Origin of the sequence: Sinorhizobium chiapasense (assembly GCF_045277575.1) — a bacterium.
Taxonomy (GTDB): domain Bacteria; phylum Pseudomonadota; class Alphaproteobacteria; order Rhizobiales; family Rhizobiaceae; genus Ensifer; species Ensifer chiapasense_A.
On record NZ_CP144206.1, the window covers coordinates 2,536,451 to 2,550,360 of the forward strand.

Genomic DNA, 13,910 nt, shown 5'->3' on the forward strand with positions numbered 1-13,910 from the left:
CCACGTCCTTCCCGGCTCGGATTCATGCGTAAGGAGTCTCTGCATGACCCATGCGGAGTTCGTCGTGCACATTCGTCAAACCTATGCTCACCTCTTTGATCCAAATACGAGCGAGGAGGCGTGGTCTCTTTTCCTGACTGCCAACACGGGCTGGAACGGATTGATTGAGGAGTATTTGCGGCGCATCGAAATGTTCCTCAGCAAACGCGAGCTGATTTCCAAGGTCTACGTTCGGCAAATAGAGGAGAAATGGGGTGGTCTTCGCTGCTACCTCAGACCGACGAATGACTTTCGCCTTTCGGCAGAAGCGGCCGCTGCGCTTGGCGGTATCTATCACGAGATAGCGGGCCGTTCCTACCACACTTGTGACGTCTGCGGTGGGACCGGCCGATTGATGTCCATCAACGGCACCTATCTCACCCGGTGCAACGATCACATCGCTGACCGCGGGTTCGCGACGGGCTGTCGGGAGACAGGAAGAAGTGGTCTTCAGTACAAATGTGTTGCGCGTGTCGAGGATAATTGAGGAGAAGGAATTGGATTCCGCTGGCAACGACGCCGCGACGCCGCTGTCCTGGGAAGCCAAGCTTATTGACGGCTTCGAAGGCGACCGCTTCTCGCCTATGGGTGGGCTCTATTATCGTGACAATGTCGAACAACGTGCAGGCTCACTCGAATTTCAGCGCGACGTCACTTTTGGCAGTGCCGGCGCACTGAAGCTAAGCGTCCGACCGCTCTTCGACGGCGAAGCCCATCGAAGCGAGCGGGCGGAGGTGTGGGAACGCACGGCTCTGCGCGTACCCTATGACAAGGCAGTCTGGTACGGCTTTTCAGTGAAGTTTGCCGACCCAATCCCGCAGCAGGATCACCGCCATCTGATCGCCCAATGGAAGCGCGAGATCGGTCTGGAGGCGAGGGGTGACTATAGTCCTTTCCTGGCACTTCGTCTGGTTCGCGGTCGGCTCTTTGCGACCGTTGAGACCACCTTTCCGGTGATCCCTGGGCGTTTTTTGTCAAGCGGCGCACCGGTTCTCACGCCGGTTTGGCTGCGTCCGGGAAAGCGGCAGATGCGTGCACTGGTTGCCACCGACCCTGGCTGGACGCCAGCAGATGGTCACCTGTTCACCGCCTACACGGATCGCATCACTGTCATCCCCCGGGGGAATGAGCTGCCGGCACCGCATAGCGGCTGGATTGACTTTGCAGTGATAACCCGACCCGGGCCGGATGGCACAGGACATATCGAACTCTTCGCCAACGACCGTTGGGTCGTGACGGTCCGAGGCCATATCGGCCATGATGAACAAGGGCTGGGCACTAGGCAGTATTTCAAGTTCGGCCCCTACCGCTCGGCATCTCAGGGCGAATGGACGCTCTACTTCGACAACTTTCGCCGCTCCACACGCAGTGAAGATGTTCTCGGACCGGCTGGACTTGCGGCGCTACGCTCAGCAGGCTCGTAGATCTGGGATCTTTGATACCTCCCCATCGCGTGCCAGAACCGGGCCGGTGTTTTCTCGCGAAGATTTCGATGTGGGAGATTTCTGACGTGTCACAGTTCGTGCCTGCAGCAATCTGGCAAATTCCTCATTGAGGTTATGCCGCACAACATGTCAAAAAGCGCGACATACGGTTCCGGCTGGACAAGCTTAAAGCGCGAGCGCGAGTTGAGGTTTGTCTTTGATGGTTGCGCTGTCGAGCGATGACAGCGACACGCCCAAAAGCCGAATACCTTTCGCGACCGGGAAAAGCGGCGAGAGCAGGAGCGTCGAGACGTCGGCGAGTTCCCCCAGCGTTCGCGATTGGGGCCGCGACAGTCTTGCTCCGGGTGATCTGTGTGAAATCTGCCCATTTCACCTCAGGCTTTGGAACATTGTCATCGTACGGGCGTAGCCGACCTAAGTGCCGTCGCTCGACCAGTTGTCAAATCGGTCCGTCTGCATTTTTCAGGTAGCTGATAACGGCATCGGCGATCATGGTTCGATGCCTGCCAATCGTCTCCGGTTCAGAGAGATCGCGGCGGAAGATCGTGCCGAATGTGTAGCGGTTCGAAACCCGGAAAAAGCAGAAGGCGCTAATCAGCATGTGCACATCGATCGGGTCGGCCTTTCGCTTGAAGACGCCTTCAGCGACGCCGCGCTCCAGAATGCCAGCGATCGTCTCGATGACTGAGACATTCAGATCGCGGATGGCTTCGGAACGAAGCATATGTGCTGCGTGGTGGATGTTTTCGATGCTGACCAATCGCACGAAATCGGGATTGGCCTCGTCGTGGTCGAAGGTACTGGAAATCAGCGTGCGCAACGCTTCTTCCGGCGCAAGGCTAGCGAGTTTCAGATCCTCCTCAAGCGTACGAATCTTGCGATAGGCGCGCTCCAGCACGGAGAGGTAAAGTCCCTCCTTGCCTCCGAAATAGTAATAGATCATGCGCTTGGAGGTTCGGGTCCGTTCTGCGATCGCATCGACGCGCCCGCCGGCGAGGCCATGCGTCGAGAACTCCTCCGTGGCGACGACAAGGATGTCTTCCTTGGTTCGTTCTGGATCGTTCTTCCGACTTGCTTCAGCCCGCCCTGCCATTCTTTCGTCGTCACTCCCGATATCAGCCGATAACTTTCACCAGCCGAAATTTTCCCAATAAAACCAAATCGAAACAGGCAGGACACAGGCCTCCTCATTTCGTCTCCCTTGAAAGTCATATTGAGGTTGTCGGGCTCTTTCAAGAGAGTCCACTTGACATACGTACTAGTTCGTACATTTTGTAATGAGCGAAGACGGCCGGAGGAGGTCGCGTTCGCACCGTGCCCCTGACGCCGCCCATCGTCGCCAATGCGACGCTCGGGCGTCAGGACGGCACTCCGCTTTGGGAGGAGCGCATGACCCGCATCATCGATTTCTTTTTCTTCGCGCTGAAGGTGGCGATTGCCCTGTTGCTCGCCGGCATGGTTGTGCTCGTCTTCGGCAATGTCGTCCTGCGTTATGCGTTCAACCAAGGCATCACGGTCTCGGAGGAGCTGTCGCGCATCTTCTTCGTCTGGGTTACGTTCCTCGGCGCAGTGGTCGCCATGCGCGAACACGGACATCTCGGCGTTGATACCGTCATCAAACGACTGCCGCCCCTTGCGGCAAGGCTCGCTGTGCTCTCGGGCTATGCGCTGATGCTTTTCGCGACCTGGCTGATGATCAGCGGCAGCTGGGCACAGACGCTGATCAATCTTCACGTCGGCGCGCCGGCGACCGGGCTCTCGATGGGCTTCTTCTACGGCGCCGGTCTCGCATTCGGTGTCCCTGCCTTCCTGATTCTGCTTGCCGACGCCTTCGCCATCGCCACAGGCCGTATCGATGTGACAACAGCCGAACTAGTGCGCGACAGCGAGGACGAGATGGCGCTGGACGATCTTCCCGAGCCGGTGCTCGGCCCCGTTTCCGCCAAACGCTGAGGATCTTGTGATGACCGTTACGATCTTCCTCGGCGCACTTCTCGGACCCATGGCGCTCGGCGTGCCGATTGCCTTCGCCCTCATTATCAGCGGTGTCGCGCTGATGCTCTACCTGGGTCTCTTTGACGCACAAATCGTGGCACAGAACGTTTTGAACGGTGCCGACAGTTTTCCGCTGATGGCCGTGCCCTTCTTCCTGCTCGCCGGCGAGGTCATGAACACCGGAGGGCTTTCCCGCCGCATCGTCGCGCTTGCAATGGCGATGGTCGGCCATATCCGCGGCGGCCTTGGTTTCGTCGCGATCTTCGCCGCCTGTATTCTTTCCAGTCTCTCGGGCTCGGCCGTCGCCGACGCGGCTGCGCTTGGAGCGCTGCTTCTGCCGATGATGCTGAAGAGCGGTCATGACGCGGCGCGCGCCGGCGGGTTGCTCGCCTCCGCCTCGGTGATCGGACCGATCATCCCGCCGTCAATCGGCTTCATCCTCTATGGCGTCGTCGGCGGCGTCTCGATTACCAAGCTCTTTCTCGCCGGTATTTTCCCGGGGCTGATGATTGCAGCGGCCCTTTGCGTCACCTGGCTGATCGTTGCCTGCAAGGAGCAGTTCGAGTTGCCGCCAAGGCAGAGCGGGGCAGTGCGGTTCAAGGCGCTCGTCGACAGCATCTGGGCACTCATGCTGCCCGTCATCATCATCGTTGGCCTGAAGTTCGGGGTCTTCACGCCAACCGAAGCCGGCGTTGTTGCTGCTGTCTACTCGCTCTTCGTCGCCATGGTTGTCTATCGCGAACTGCCGCCGGCGCAGCTCTTTCATGTCTTCGTGTCGGCGGCAAAGATCACCTCCGTCGTCATGTTCCTGGTCGCCTGTGCCGCGGTCTCCGCCTGGCTGATCACCGTTGCCGACGTCCCCGGCGCGCTTGCCTCGCTCATTGAACCGCTGATGGACAACCAGACCCTTCTCTTGATCGCGATCATGGTCCTGATCGTGCTCGTCGGCACTGCGATGGATATGACGCCGACTATCCTCGTGATGACGCCAGTGCTGATGCCCATTATCAAGCAGGCAGGCATCGATCCGGTCTATTTCGGCGTCCTGTTCATCATCAACAATTCGATCGGCCTCATCACACCGCCGGTCGGCACGGTTCTGAACGTTATCTGCGGCGTCTCGAAACTGTCGATGGAAAGCCTGATGAAGGGCGTGTTGCCCTTCTTGGTCGCCGAATTGATCGTCCTGTTTCTGCTCGTCCTGTTCCCCGCCTTGGTGACCGTTCCGGTTACTTGGTTCGGGCACTGACAGAAATTTCACGCTTCAACACGACCGGCGGAAATACCGGCCAAATCTGGGAGGAGAACATGTTGAAACTGACGAAAATGGCCTTGGGGCTTGCCTTGCCGCTCGTTTTGCTGACGGCAGGGCCGACGCTTGCGGAAATACGCGACCAGACCATCAAGTTCGCTTCGGCCAACAACAAGGGTCACCCGCAGGTGACGGGTATGGAGAAGTTTGTCGAACTCGTGAAGGACAAGAGCGGCGGCAAGATCGAGGTAAAGCTCTTCCCGGGCGGCACGCTCGGCGGTGACGTTCAGACCGTCTCGGCGCTGCAGGGCGGCGTCATAGAGATGACGGTGCTGAACGCCGGCATTCTTGCCAACAACATCAAGCAGTTCGGCGCCGTCGACCTTCCCTTCCTCTTCGACAGCGGTGCGGAGGCAGACAAGGTGATGGACGGTGCTTTCGGCGACAGTCTCCTCAAGCTTCTGCCCGATACCGGCCTTGTCGGTCTCGGCTACTGGGAGCTCGGCTTCCGCAATCTTACCAATGATCGCCATCCGGTGACGAAGCTCGAGGACATCAAGGGTCTGAAGATCCGCACGATCCAGTCCCCGATCCCGATCGAACTCTTCAACACGCTCGGCGCCAACGCCGTGCCGCTGCCCTATACCGAACTCTATACTGCGCTTGAGACCGGGACGGTCGATGGACAGGAAAACCCGGCCGCAAACATCCTGAACGCCAAGTTCTATGAAGTGCAGAAATACATGACGTTGACCCGTCACCAGTACAATCCGCAGATCGTGCTCGTCAGCAAGAAGTTCTGGGATGGGCTGAACGACGAGGAAAAGACCGTCCTGCAGGCGGCTGCAACCGAAGCGCGCGATTATCAGCGCAAGGTGTCGCGAGAAGCGGACGCCGCAGCCCTTGAGGAAATCCGCAAGACCGGAATGGAAATCAGCGAACTCAGCCCCGAGGAGATGCAGAAGCTGCGGGATGCCGTCAAGCCGGTGATCGAGAAGTTCAGCGCCGAGATTGGCACGGAGACGGTGCAGGCGCTGTTCAAGGAGATCGGCGCCGCACGGGGCCAGTAACAGGACGAAAACTCCGGCCCGTCCGCAAGGCACGGCGGGCCGGAGGCTGGCTGCACGTTGCTGCGGGCTTTGAGGATGGAAACGCAAACCATGACCGAAACGCTTGTAAGACGCTTGAAGGCCGGTCTGATCGGCGCGGGCATTCAAGCGTCGCTGACCCCGGCGATGCACATGACCGAAGGCGCAGCTCAGGGGCTTCGCTATGCGTACGAGCTGATCGACCTTCGCGAAATCGACGCGACGGAAAACGACCTGCCGCGCCTGCTTGCCGAGGCTGAACGGCAGGGGTTTGCAGGCCTCAACATCACTCATCCGTGCAAGCAGGCAGTCATTGCTCATCTCAATGAGCTTGCACCCGACGCGCAGCGGCTCGGCGCCGTCAATACCGTCGTGCTCAAGGGAGGGCGGCGCTATGGCCACAACACCGATTGGTGGGGTTTTGCCGAAGGTTTCAGACGCGGGCTGCCGGATGCCGACCTATCCTTTGCCGTGCAGCTCGGGGCAGGCGGCGCGGGCGTCGCGACCGCTTACGCGGCGCTTTCGCTCGGCCTGAAGCGCCTGGCTGTTTTCGACCGCGAGCCGCACCGGGCGCAGTTGCTTGCCGAGATGCTGACCGTGCTGTTCCCCGAAGCGGATATCTCAGCCGGCACGGACCTCCCGGCTGCTATGCGATTGGCGTCGGGGCTGATCCACGCCACGCCGACGGGCATGGCGAATTATCCGGGGCTGCCGCTCGACGGCGACCTTCTCGATCCGCGCCATTGGGTCGCCGAGATCGTCTACTTCCCGCTCCAAACCGCGCTGCTCGCGGAAGCCAGACGACGCGGCTGCCGCACGCTTGACGGCGGCGGAATGGCCGTCTTCCAGGCGGTCGGCGCCTTTCGTCTGTTTACAGGGCTTGAGCCGGACGCGGCGCGGATGCTCAACCATTTCAAGGCGATGACCGGCTGACGCCGAAAACCCCAGCAAGGAACGAACGATGAAGACCTCGATAGCAACGGTTTCGCTCAGCGGCGATCTCAAGGACAAGCTGCGTGCCATCGCCAAAGCGGGCTTTGCCGGTGTCGAAATCTTCGAGAACGATTTCCTCGCCTTTGACGAGAGCCCACGCGAAGTTGGCCGGATGGTGCGCGATTTCGGCCTCGAGATCAGTCTATTCCAACCGTTCCGTGATTTCGAGGGCATGCCGGAGCCGCTTCGGACACTGATTTTCGACCGGGCCGAGCGCAAGTTCGACCTGATGCAGGAGCTTGGTACCGACCTTGTCCTCGTCTGCTCCAATGTCTCGCCGGCTGCCGTCGGTGGCATCGACAGAGCGGCCGCCGACTTTCGCGAGCTCGGCGAACGGGCCGCGAAACGGAATTTGCGCGTCGGCTACGAGGCGCTCGCCTGGGGTCGCCACATCAGCGATCATCGTGACGCCTGGGAGATTGTACGGCGGGCCGATCATCCAAACATTGGCCTGATCCTCGACAGCTTCCATACGCTGTCGCGCAAAATCGAAGTCAACTCGATCCGCTCGATTCCGAAGGAGAAGATTTTCATCGTCCAGCTCGCTGATGCCCCGCTGATCGATATGGATCTGCTCTACTGGAGCCGGCACTTCCGCAACATGCCCGGCGAGGGCGACTTGCCGGTGACCGACTTTACCCGTGCGGTGGCGGCAACCGGCTATGACGGCTATTTGTCGCTCGAAATCTTCAATGACCAATTTCGTGGCGGCAACGCCAATGCGATTGCCGTCGACGGATATCGCTCGCTGATCTATCTCGGGGACCAGGTCAGGCGCGCCGAAACGGATATACGGTTGCCGGTTCCAAAGATGCCTCCGCGCGTTGATGTCAAGGGTGTGGCCTTCGTGGAGTTCAGTGCCTCCGAGGAAGAAGCAGGCGAGCTCGAAGCGCTGCTCGTTTCCATCGGCTTCAGGAAGGCGGCACAGCACCGGACGAAGCAGGTGGTGGTCTACCGCCAGGGCGCAATCAATCTGGTCGTCAATACCGAGCGGGAAGGCTTCGCCAGCGCGTCCTATCTGGTACATGGCACGTCCGCCTATGCCTTCGGCCTCATGGTGGACGATGCGGCCGCGACCGTGGAACGGGCGCGGGCGCTTGGCGCCGAACCTTTCGAGCGGCCGGTCGGCCCAGGTGAACTCCTGGTTCCGGCGATCCACGGTGTTGGCGGGGGCCTCATCTATTTCCTGGACGAAAAATCCGAGCTCTCCAGAATCTGGGAGATCGAATTCGATCCGGTGCGAGACGAAGGCTCGGTCATCTCGGCCGGATTGTCCACCATCGATCACATCGCTCAGACCGTCAAATACGAGGAGATGTTGACCTGGCTGCTCTTCTACACATCGCTACTAGATGCGCATAAAACACCCATGATCGACATCATTGATCCAGCCGGCATCGTTCGCAGCCAGGTCGTGGAAAACGACGCGGGCACGCTGCGTCTGACGCTGAACGGCGCGGAGAACCGCAATACGCTGGCTGGCCGCTTCATCGCCGAAACCTTCGGCTCCGGCGTTCAGCACCTCGCTTTCACCACCGAAGATATCGTCGCGACGGCGCAAGCATTGCGGAAAAACGGCTTCAACGCACTGCCGATCTCGCCGAACTACTACGACGACGTCGAAGCCCGCTTCGGTCTCGATCCGGAGCTTATCGATCGGCTGAAGTCCGAAAACATTCTCTATGATCGCGATGACGGCGGCGAATATTTCCAGCTCTACAGCCCGACCTTTGGAGAAGGTTTTTTCTTTGAAATCGTCGAAAGACGCGGCTATCGCGGCTACGGAGCCGCCAACGCCATCTTTCGCATCGCGGCGCTGAGAAAATACTTGAGGCCAGACGGGCTGCCGAAAAGCTAGTTAACAAGCGATAGGCTCGGGAACCCGATTGGCGCAGGAGACCGACCTGAGCGATGAGGACCGGCAGGAGCTGCATCGGTTGGCTGCCGTAGCCGCTGCGCATCGCGGGCACTACACCTTCCACCGACGCTCCTATGCGCATGATTTCATACAGACCGGCGCCGCTCCCATGCTGAACACGCGGTGACCTTACCGGTCACGCCTTTTAACCGGTGACGCCGCGCCGAACTGGCCATGCCCGCTTCCGCGGCGGGCGCCGGGACGCTTGCCTTTCGCGACCTCGGAGCGGAGGGGCCGGAAGGCGGCTGGTTCGCCATCCGCTGGATCGTACACTGATTGGGTTATTATGACATCACGCTTCGAAATTACTGCAGGGAGACGCCGATGACTGCACAGCCAAATTCCACCGAAGCGCGGGACATGGCATATCACCTCCATTCCTATACCAATCCCCGACGCCTGGAACGCGATGGGCCGATGGTGATCGAGCGCGGGGAGGGCATCCACGTCTTCGACAACAGCGGCAAGCGCTACATTGAGGGTATGGCGGGACTCTGGAGCGTCGCCGTCGGCTTCGGCGAGAAGCGCCTCGTCGAGGCTGCGCGCAAGCAATTGAGCCAATTGCCCTACTACCATACCTTCTCCCAGAAATCGCACGGGCCGGTTGCCGACCTGGCGGAGAAGCTGGTGTCTCTGGCGCCGGTGCCGATGTCGAAGGTCTACTTCGCCAATTCCGGTTCCGAGGCGAACGACACGGCGATCAAACTCGTTTGGTATCGTTCGAACGCGCTTGGCAAACCCGAGAAAAAGAAGGTCATTTCTCGGATCAAGGGCTACCATGGCGTGACGGCGCTGAGCGCCAGTCTGACCGGCTTGCCTAACAATCATCGGTCGTTCGACCTGCCGTTGCCGAACATCCTGCACACGACCTGCCCGCATTATCGAACGGGGGCCGAACCCGGCCAGGACGAACTTGCCTTTTCGCGCTGCTGTGCCGAGGAACTGGAGGCTATGATCCTTGAGGAGGGACCGGAAACGGTTGCTACCTTTATTGGTGAGCCCGTCATGGGCGCCGGCGGCGTGATCGTGCCGCCGGAAGGCTATTGGGCCGCCATTCAGGACGTCCTCGACCGATACGACATTCTGCTCATTGCCGACGAGGTGATCTGCGGGTTCGGCCGCACGGGCAACATGTTCGGTTCGGAAACCTTCGGAATTCGCCCGGACATCATGACAGTGTCCAAGCAGCTCTCGTCGTCTTACCAGCCGATCTCCGCCGTGATGATCAACGAGCGCATCTACGAGCCTATCGCGTCCGAGGCCGACCGGATCGGCGTGCTTGGACATGGTTACACTGCGAGCGGCCATCCAGTGGCCGCTGCCGTCTCGCTGGAAAACTTGGCGATCATCGAGGAGCGCGACTTGGTTGGAAATGTGCGCCGGCTGGCCCAGCATTTCCTCGAGCGCCTCAATGCGCTGGAACGGCATCCGCTTGCGGTCGAGGCACGTGGCGTTGGTCTGATCGGTGCCCTGGAATTGGAAGCCGCGGACGGTGCACCGACGGGAACCGTGGGCGCCCGGGCGGCGGCCCTGTTGCAGAAGAATGGACTGATTTCCCGCAACATCGGTGACGCAATTGCCTTCTGTCCCCCGATGATCATCACCAAATCGGAGGTCGATGAGATGTTCGATATCGTCGAACGGAGCCTCAGGGAGCTCGCTGGATCGTAACGTGCAGCTAAAGCCCCGCCGGCCACTGACTGGCGCCGACATTGTAACCAGGTCGCTGAGCGTTTTATGACGAGACGGCGAATTGAGGCTTCATATGTCCATCCATATGAGAGATATCGGTGAGGCGGTGCTCGGATTGTTCCAGTGGCGCCATGCCGAGGACGAGCCCGAGTTGAACGACGATCAGCGTTTGCTTTATTGAGGCTTATCGTTCTGGTCAGGTGCCTGAGGCGGCCTGGCAGGAGCACCTGGAGCACGACCCGCAGCTTACATCAGGTCCAACGGAATCAGCCCTACTGCCGGATCCGTTGAAGGTCGGCAAGATGCCGAAGTAGCCTTCTACTCGAACGCAAAAGAGTGCTTCGACATCGAGTGCAGCCACAAGGCGATCGAGAAGGTCAACTCGGAACGCTGTTTCTCCGAGATGTTCGAGAGCTATCTATTCTTTTTCGGCTTCGACGGAAGCAGGCCTTCGCGCTGCATTTGCTTGCGAGCATTCTTGCGTTGGCGGCTCACCGCCTCGGCTTTCTCGCGCGCTCTCTTAACCGAGGGCTTTTCAAAAGCCTCGCGCATCCGCATTTCACGAAAAATGCCCTCGCGCTGGAGTTTCTTCTTCAGGACGCGGAGCGCCTGATCGACGTTGTTATCGCGTACTAGAACCTGCATTGGCCGCTCGTAGGTTGGAAAAGGTCGCTCAACCTACAAGTTTTCGAGCTGATTCCAAGTTCACATTTCGCAGAAATGCAAGCTTTCTAAAATGGAAAGCGAGGCAACGCTGAAACCGGTCAGGTGCGAAATTCCGGTCCTCGAACGATACTCCGAAGCGGAAGGCTTTCACACCACCACAATCGGGACTTTGGTCGGCGATGCCTTGACCCGGTTGTACAGATCGATGACGTCCTGGTTGATCATGCGCACGCAACCCGAAGACGCCTGAGTGCCGATGGTCCACCATTCCGGTGAGCCGTGCACGCGATAACCAGTGTCGTGGCCGTCCTTGTAGATATAGTGTGCGCGGGCGCCGAGCGGGTTGTCGAGACCACCCGGCTGACCGCCCGACCATTTCACCAGCTCCGGCTTGCGCGCGATCATCTCCCTGGGCGGCGTCCAGGTCGGCCACTCCTTTGTGTACTGGATCTCCGCGCGACCGCTCCATTCGAAGCCAGCCTTGCCGATGCCCACGCCGTAACGGATGGCTTCGCCGCCTTCCTGCACCCAATAGAGATGCCGCTCGTTGAGCCGTACCACGATCGTGCCCGGCGCCTCTCCGGTCGGATCGATAACCATCTGACGCCGGAATTCCGGCCTGACCTTCTGGAATGGGACTGCCGGGATGACGAAGCTGTTGTCGATCAGCGAGGCATACATCGTGCTGTTGTCCGTGATGTTGCTGTCGACGCTGATCGGTGGGATCGCCCCGGTCGACATGTGGTCAACGCCTGCAGGCGACATACGGCCGGACGGCTCGAGCGGTTCCAGTGACGGCGGTTCGAGCGCCTGCGAGCAGCCGGAGGCACCAAGCAGGGTCATGACACCGAGGCCCGAAAGCACAGCGCGCCGGGAGACGACGTAACCCGACTCCGAAATGGTGGCGCCGGAGGACAGCTTCTGATCTAGCGGCTTACGCATGCACTCTTTACCCCAAACGAGCGGTCGGCATAATGCCTCCGGCTGGCGCATTTTCACAATTCATGGTTAAGGAGGCGTAAAACCGGCCTGACCCCTGCTTTCCACTGGCAAGTGCGGGGTGGCAGACGCATGGCATGGGCATAACCAACTGCTCGTCGGAAGATGACGCGCGAGCCTTCTATTAGCCGGTCGGATTCCTGCTTTCGCCATCCGACCCTATGATGCTGATGGTCAGCTTGCATGATCTCCCGAGGCACCCTGGGCCGAGCGCTGGGCCAGTTCCAGCCAGCAACGATTAGTTTAAATTTAGCGATTTTCTTGAACTTGATCTAAGTGGAGCGTGCTACTGCGAGGCTCCCACCCGCACGGATCGTGGTGGGTATGCGGTCGCCATGAGGGTGTACAGCGCGAATTGAATACACGTTTCTTGGAACTCGGATGAGCCTGGATTTCCAAACGCTTTACCTCATCATCCTACTAAATTCGGTCGTGCTCTGCATCGTGTGGTCGGGTTTCGTCGGGGTGCATCGGATGACGTCCCAGGGAGTGGTGTAGCAGGAAGGCGGCCATCAGTGTTTTTCCGGTAGGGTCGGGTTGTTCAAGCTCAACCTGATGGAAAGATCACCGATGACCGACGAGATGATGAACCTGCGCTCGCTTGTTGAGAAGAGCGCGGACGCGGATTTGCTGCGGGAGATGATTGGCTTTGCCGCCGAGAAGCTGATGGAGCTGGAGGTCGGGGCGAAGACGGGCGCAGCCTATGGCGAGAAGAGCGCCTTTCGGCTTGCCCAACGTAACGGCTACCGCGAGCGCGACTGGGAAACACGGGCCGGGACCGTGGAACTGCGCATCCCGAAGCTGCGTACCGGCACCTATTTCCCGAGCTTTCTCGAGCCGCGCCGCATGGCCGAGAAGGCTCTGACGGCCGTGATACAGGAAGCCTACATCCAGGGCGTTTCGACCCGCTCCGTCGACGACCTGGTCAAGGCGATGGGCATGAGCGGCATCTCCAAGAGCCAGGTCTCGAGGTTGTGCGAGGAGATCGACGACAAGGTGAAGGCGTTCCTCAGCCGCCCCATTGAAGGCGACTGGCCATATCTGTGGATCGACGCCACCTATCTGAAGGTTCGTCGCGGTGGCCGCATCGTCTCGGTCGCCGTCATCATCGCCGTCGGCGTCAACACCGACGGACGGCGCGAGGTCTTGGGCATGGAGATTGGCACGTCCGAGGCCGAGCCGATCTGGACGGATTTTCTGCGCAAACTGACGCGAAGGGGTCTCAGAGGCGTCAAGCTCGTCGTCTCCGATGCCCATGAAGGGATCAAGGCCGCCGTCTCCAAGGTTCTATCGGCCACCTGGCAGAGGTGCAGGGTTCACTTCATGAGAAACGCGCTGGCCCATGCCGGAAAGAGCGGGCGACGAGTGGTCTCCGCCTTCATCGCCACAGCCTTCGCCCAAGATACGCCGGAGACCGCAAGCACTCAGTGGCGTAACGTCGCCGACCAGATCAGGCCGAAAGTGCCGAAGCTCGCCCAACTCATGGACACCGCTGAAGAAGACGTGCTCGCCTATATGACCTTTCCCAGGCAGCACTGGGCCAAGCTTCACAGCACCAACCCCATCGAGCGCCTCAATGGGGAGATCAAGCGGCGCACCGAGGTTGTCGGCATCTTCCCCAACGATGACGCCATCGTCCGCCTCGTCGGCGCATTGCTGCTCGAACAGAACGACGAGTGGGCCGTCCAGCGCTCCAGATACCTGACCCTTGAGACCATCGCCGCAATGAGCGATGATCCGCTCATCAGCCTGCCCGCTGCGGCAAGCTGACCCATTCCCGGCTCCGTCCGGAAAGCACGGCGATCGCCGAAGCTACACCACTC

Annotated in this window: 13 protein-coding genes and 1 pseudogene; 10 read left to right on the forward strand and 4 right to left on the reverse strand. The window is 59.9% G+C overall.

What is annotated here, in order from left to right:
• Positions 1 to 43 precede the first annotated feature (43 nt).
• Entirely contained in the window at positions 44 to 526 is a 483-nt protein-coding gene (locus QM996_RS30610; RefSeq protein ID WP_334197542.1) for a hypothetical protein, read from the forward strand.
• Positions 501 to 1,463, forward strand: a complete 963-nt coding sequence (locus QM996_RS30615; protein WP_500270521.1) for a polysaccharide lyase family 20 protein — start codon at positions 501 to 503, stop codon at positions 1,461 to 1,463. The genes QM996_RS30610 and QM996_RS30615 overlap by 26 nt, the downstream gene beginning before the upstream one ends.
• A 186-nt stretch (positions 1,464 to 1,649) precedes the next feature.
• Here the strand turns inward: QM996_RS30615 and QM996_RS30620 are convergent.
• Together QM996_RS30620 and QM996_RS30625 are read right to left on the reverse strand one after the other, a co-directional pair.
• Positions 1,650 to 1,860: pseudogene (locus QM996_RS30620) on the reverse strand (DinB/UmuC family translesion DNA polymerase); the annotation flags it as partial.
• Positions 1,861 to 1,923: 63 nt separating this feature from the next.
• Positions 1,924 to 2,577, reverse strand: a complete 654-nt coding sequence (locus QM996_RS30625) for a TetR/AcrR family transcriptional regulator (RefSeq protein WP_334197543.1) — start codon at positions 2,575 to 2,577, stop codon at positions 1,924 to 1,926.
• A 296-nt stretch (positions 2,578 to 2,873) separates the two neighbouring features.
• On the opposite strand from QM996_RS30625, the gene QM996_RS30630 reads away from it, so the two are divergent.
• The 7 genes from QM996_RS30630 to QM996_RS30660 all read left to right on the forward strand — a co-directional run bounded on the left by QM996_RS30630 (position 2,874) and on the right by QM996_RS30660 (position 10,401).
• On the forward strand, positions 2,874 to 3,437 hold the full coding sequence (locus QM996_RS30630) for a TRAP transporter small permease (protein WP_334197544.1): 564 nt from the start codon (positions 2,874 to 2,876) through the stop codon (positions 3,435 to 3,437).
• A gap of 10 nt (positions 3,438 to 3,447) precedes the next feature.
• Positions 3,448 to 4,728: a TRAP transporter large permease gene (locus QM996_RS30635; RefSeq protein WP_334197545.1), complete on the forward strand. Its 1,281-nt coding sequence runs from the start codon at positions 3,448 to 3,450 to the stop codon at positions 4,726 to 4,728.
• Between the two features lie 59 nt (positions 4,729 to 4,787).
• Positions 4,788 to 5,801, forward strand: a complete 1,014-nt coding sequence (locus tag QM996_RS30640; RefSeq protein ID WP_334197546.1) for a TRAP transporter substrate-binding protein — start codon at positions 4,788 to 4,790, stop codon at positions 5,799 to 5,801.
• A gap of 90 nt (positions 5,802 to 5,891) precedes the next feature.
• Positions 5,892 to 6,752 carry a shikimate dehydrogenase gene (locus tag QM996_RS30645; protein WP_334197547.1) on the forward strand — a complete coding sequence of 287 codons (861 nt, stop codon included), beginning with the start codon at positions 5,892 to 5,894 and terminating at the stop codon, positions 6,750 to 6,752.
• 28 nt (positions 6,753 to 6,780) lie between these two features.
• The gene (locus QM996_RS30650) at positions 6,781 to 8,670 is read left to right on the forward strand and encodes a bifunctional sugar phosphate isomerase/epimerase/4-hydroxyphenylpyruvate dioxygenase family protein (protein ID WP_334197548.1); all 1,890 of its coding nucleotides are present in this window, start codon (positions 6,781 to 6,783) and stop codon (positions 8,668 to 8,670) included.
• A 28-nt stretch (positions 8,671 to 8,698) separates the two neighbouring features.
• The gene (locus tag QM996_RS30655; RefSeq protein WP_500270444.1) at positions 8,699 to 8,857 is read left to right on the forward strand and encodes a hypothetical protein; all 159 of its coding nucleotides are present in this window, start codon (positions 8,699 to 8,701) and stop codon (positions 8,855 to 8,857) included.
• Positions 8,858 to 9,054: 197 nt separating this feature from the next.
• Positions 9,055 to 10,401, forward strand: a complete 1,347-nt coding sequence (locus tag QM996_RS30660; protein ID WP_334197549.1) for an aspartate aminotransferase family protein — start codon at positions 9,055 to 9,057, stop codon at positions 10,399 to 10,401.
• Positions 10,402 to 10,836: 435 nt separating this feature from the next.
• Here QM996_RS30660 and rpsU read toward each other — a convergent pair whose 3' ends face one another.
• Entirely contained in the window at positions 10,837 to 11,067 is a 231-nt protein-coding gene (gene rpsU, locus QM996_RS30665; protein WP_334197550.1) for a 30S ribosomal protein S21, read from the reverse strand.
• A gap of 168 nt (positions 11,068 to 11,235) precedes the next feature.
• Positions 11,236 to 12,030 carry a L,D-transpeptidase gene (locus tag QM996_RS30670; protein WP_334197551.1) on the reverse strand — a complete coding sequence of 265 codons (795 nt, stop codon included), beginning with the start codon at positions 12,028 to 12,030 and terminating at the stop codon, positions 11,236 to 11,238.
• Between the two features lie 627 nt (positions 12,031 to 12,657).
• Between QM996_RS30670 and QM996_RS30675 the strand changes: the two genes are divergently transcribed.
• Entirely contained in the window at positions 12,658 to 13,857 is a 1,200-nt protein-coding gene (locus QM996_RS30675) for an IS256 family transposase (protein WP_334141816.1), read from the forward strand.
• The last annotated feature ends 53 nt before the right edge of the window (positions 13,858 to 13,910 follow it).

Bases quoted from the DNA above. Each gene is read 5' to 3' on its own strand.
- QM996_RS30610 (WP_334197542.1), top strand. From the start codon at position 44: ATGACCCATGCGGAGTTCGTCGTGCACATTCGTCAAACCTATGCTCAC.
- QM996_RS30625 (WP_334197543.1), bottom strand. From the start codon at position 2,577: ATGGCAGGGCGGGCTGAAGCAAGTCGGAAGAACGATCCAGAACGAACC.
- QM996_RS30630 (WP_334197544.1), top strand. From the start codon at position 2,874: ATGACCCGCATCATCGATTTCTTTTTCTTCGCGCTGAAGGTGGCGATT.
- QM996_RS30635 (WP_334197545.1), top strand. From the start codon at position 3,448: ATGACCGTTACGATCTTCCTCGGCGCACTTCTCGGACCCATGGCGCTC.
- QM996_RS30640 (WP_334197546.1), top strand. From the start codon at position 4,788: ATGTTGAAACTGACGAAAATGGCCTTGGGGCTTGCCTTGCCGCTCGTT.
- QM996_RS30645 (WP_334197547.1), top strand. From the start codon at position 5,892: ATGACCGAAACGCTTGTAAGACGCTTGAAGGCCGGTCTGATCGGCGCG.
- QM996_RS30650 (WP_334197548.1), top strand. From the start codon at position 6,781: ATGAAGACCTCGATAGCAACGGTTTCGCTCAGCGGCGATCTCAAGGAC.
- QM996_RS30660 (WP_334197549.1), top strand. From the start codon at position 9,055: ATGACTGCACAGCCAAATTCCACCGAAGCGCGGGACATGGCATATCAC.
- rpsU (WP_334197550.1), bottom strand. From the start codon at position 11,067: ATGCAGGTTCTAGTACGCGATAACAACGTCGATCAGGCGCTCCGCGTC.
- QM996_RS30670 (WP_334197551.1), bottom strand. From the start codon at position 12,030: ATGCGTAAGCCGCTAGATCAGAAGCTGTCCTCCGGCGCCACCATTTCG.
- QM996_RS30675 (WP_334141816.1), top strand. From the start codon at position 12,658: ATGACCGACGAGATGATGAACCTGCGCTCGCTTGTTGAGAAGAGCGCG.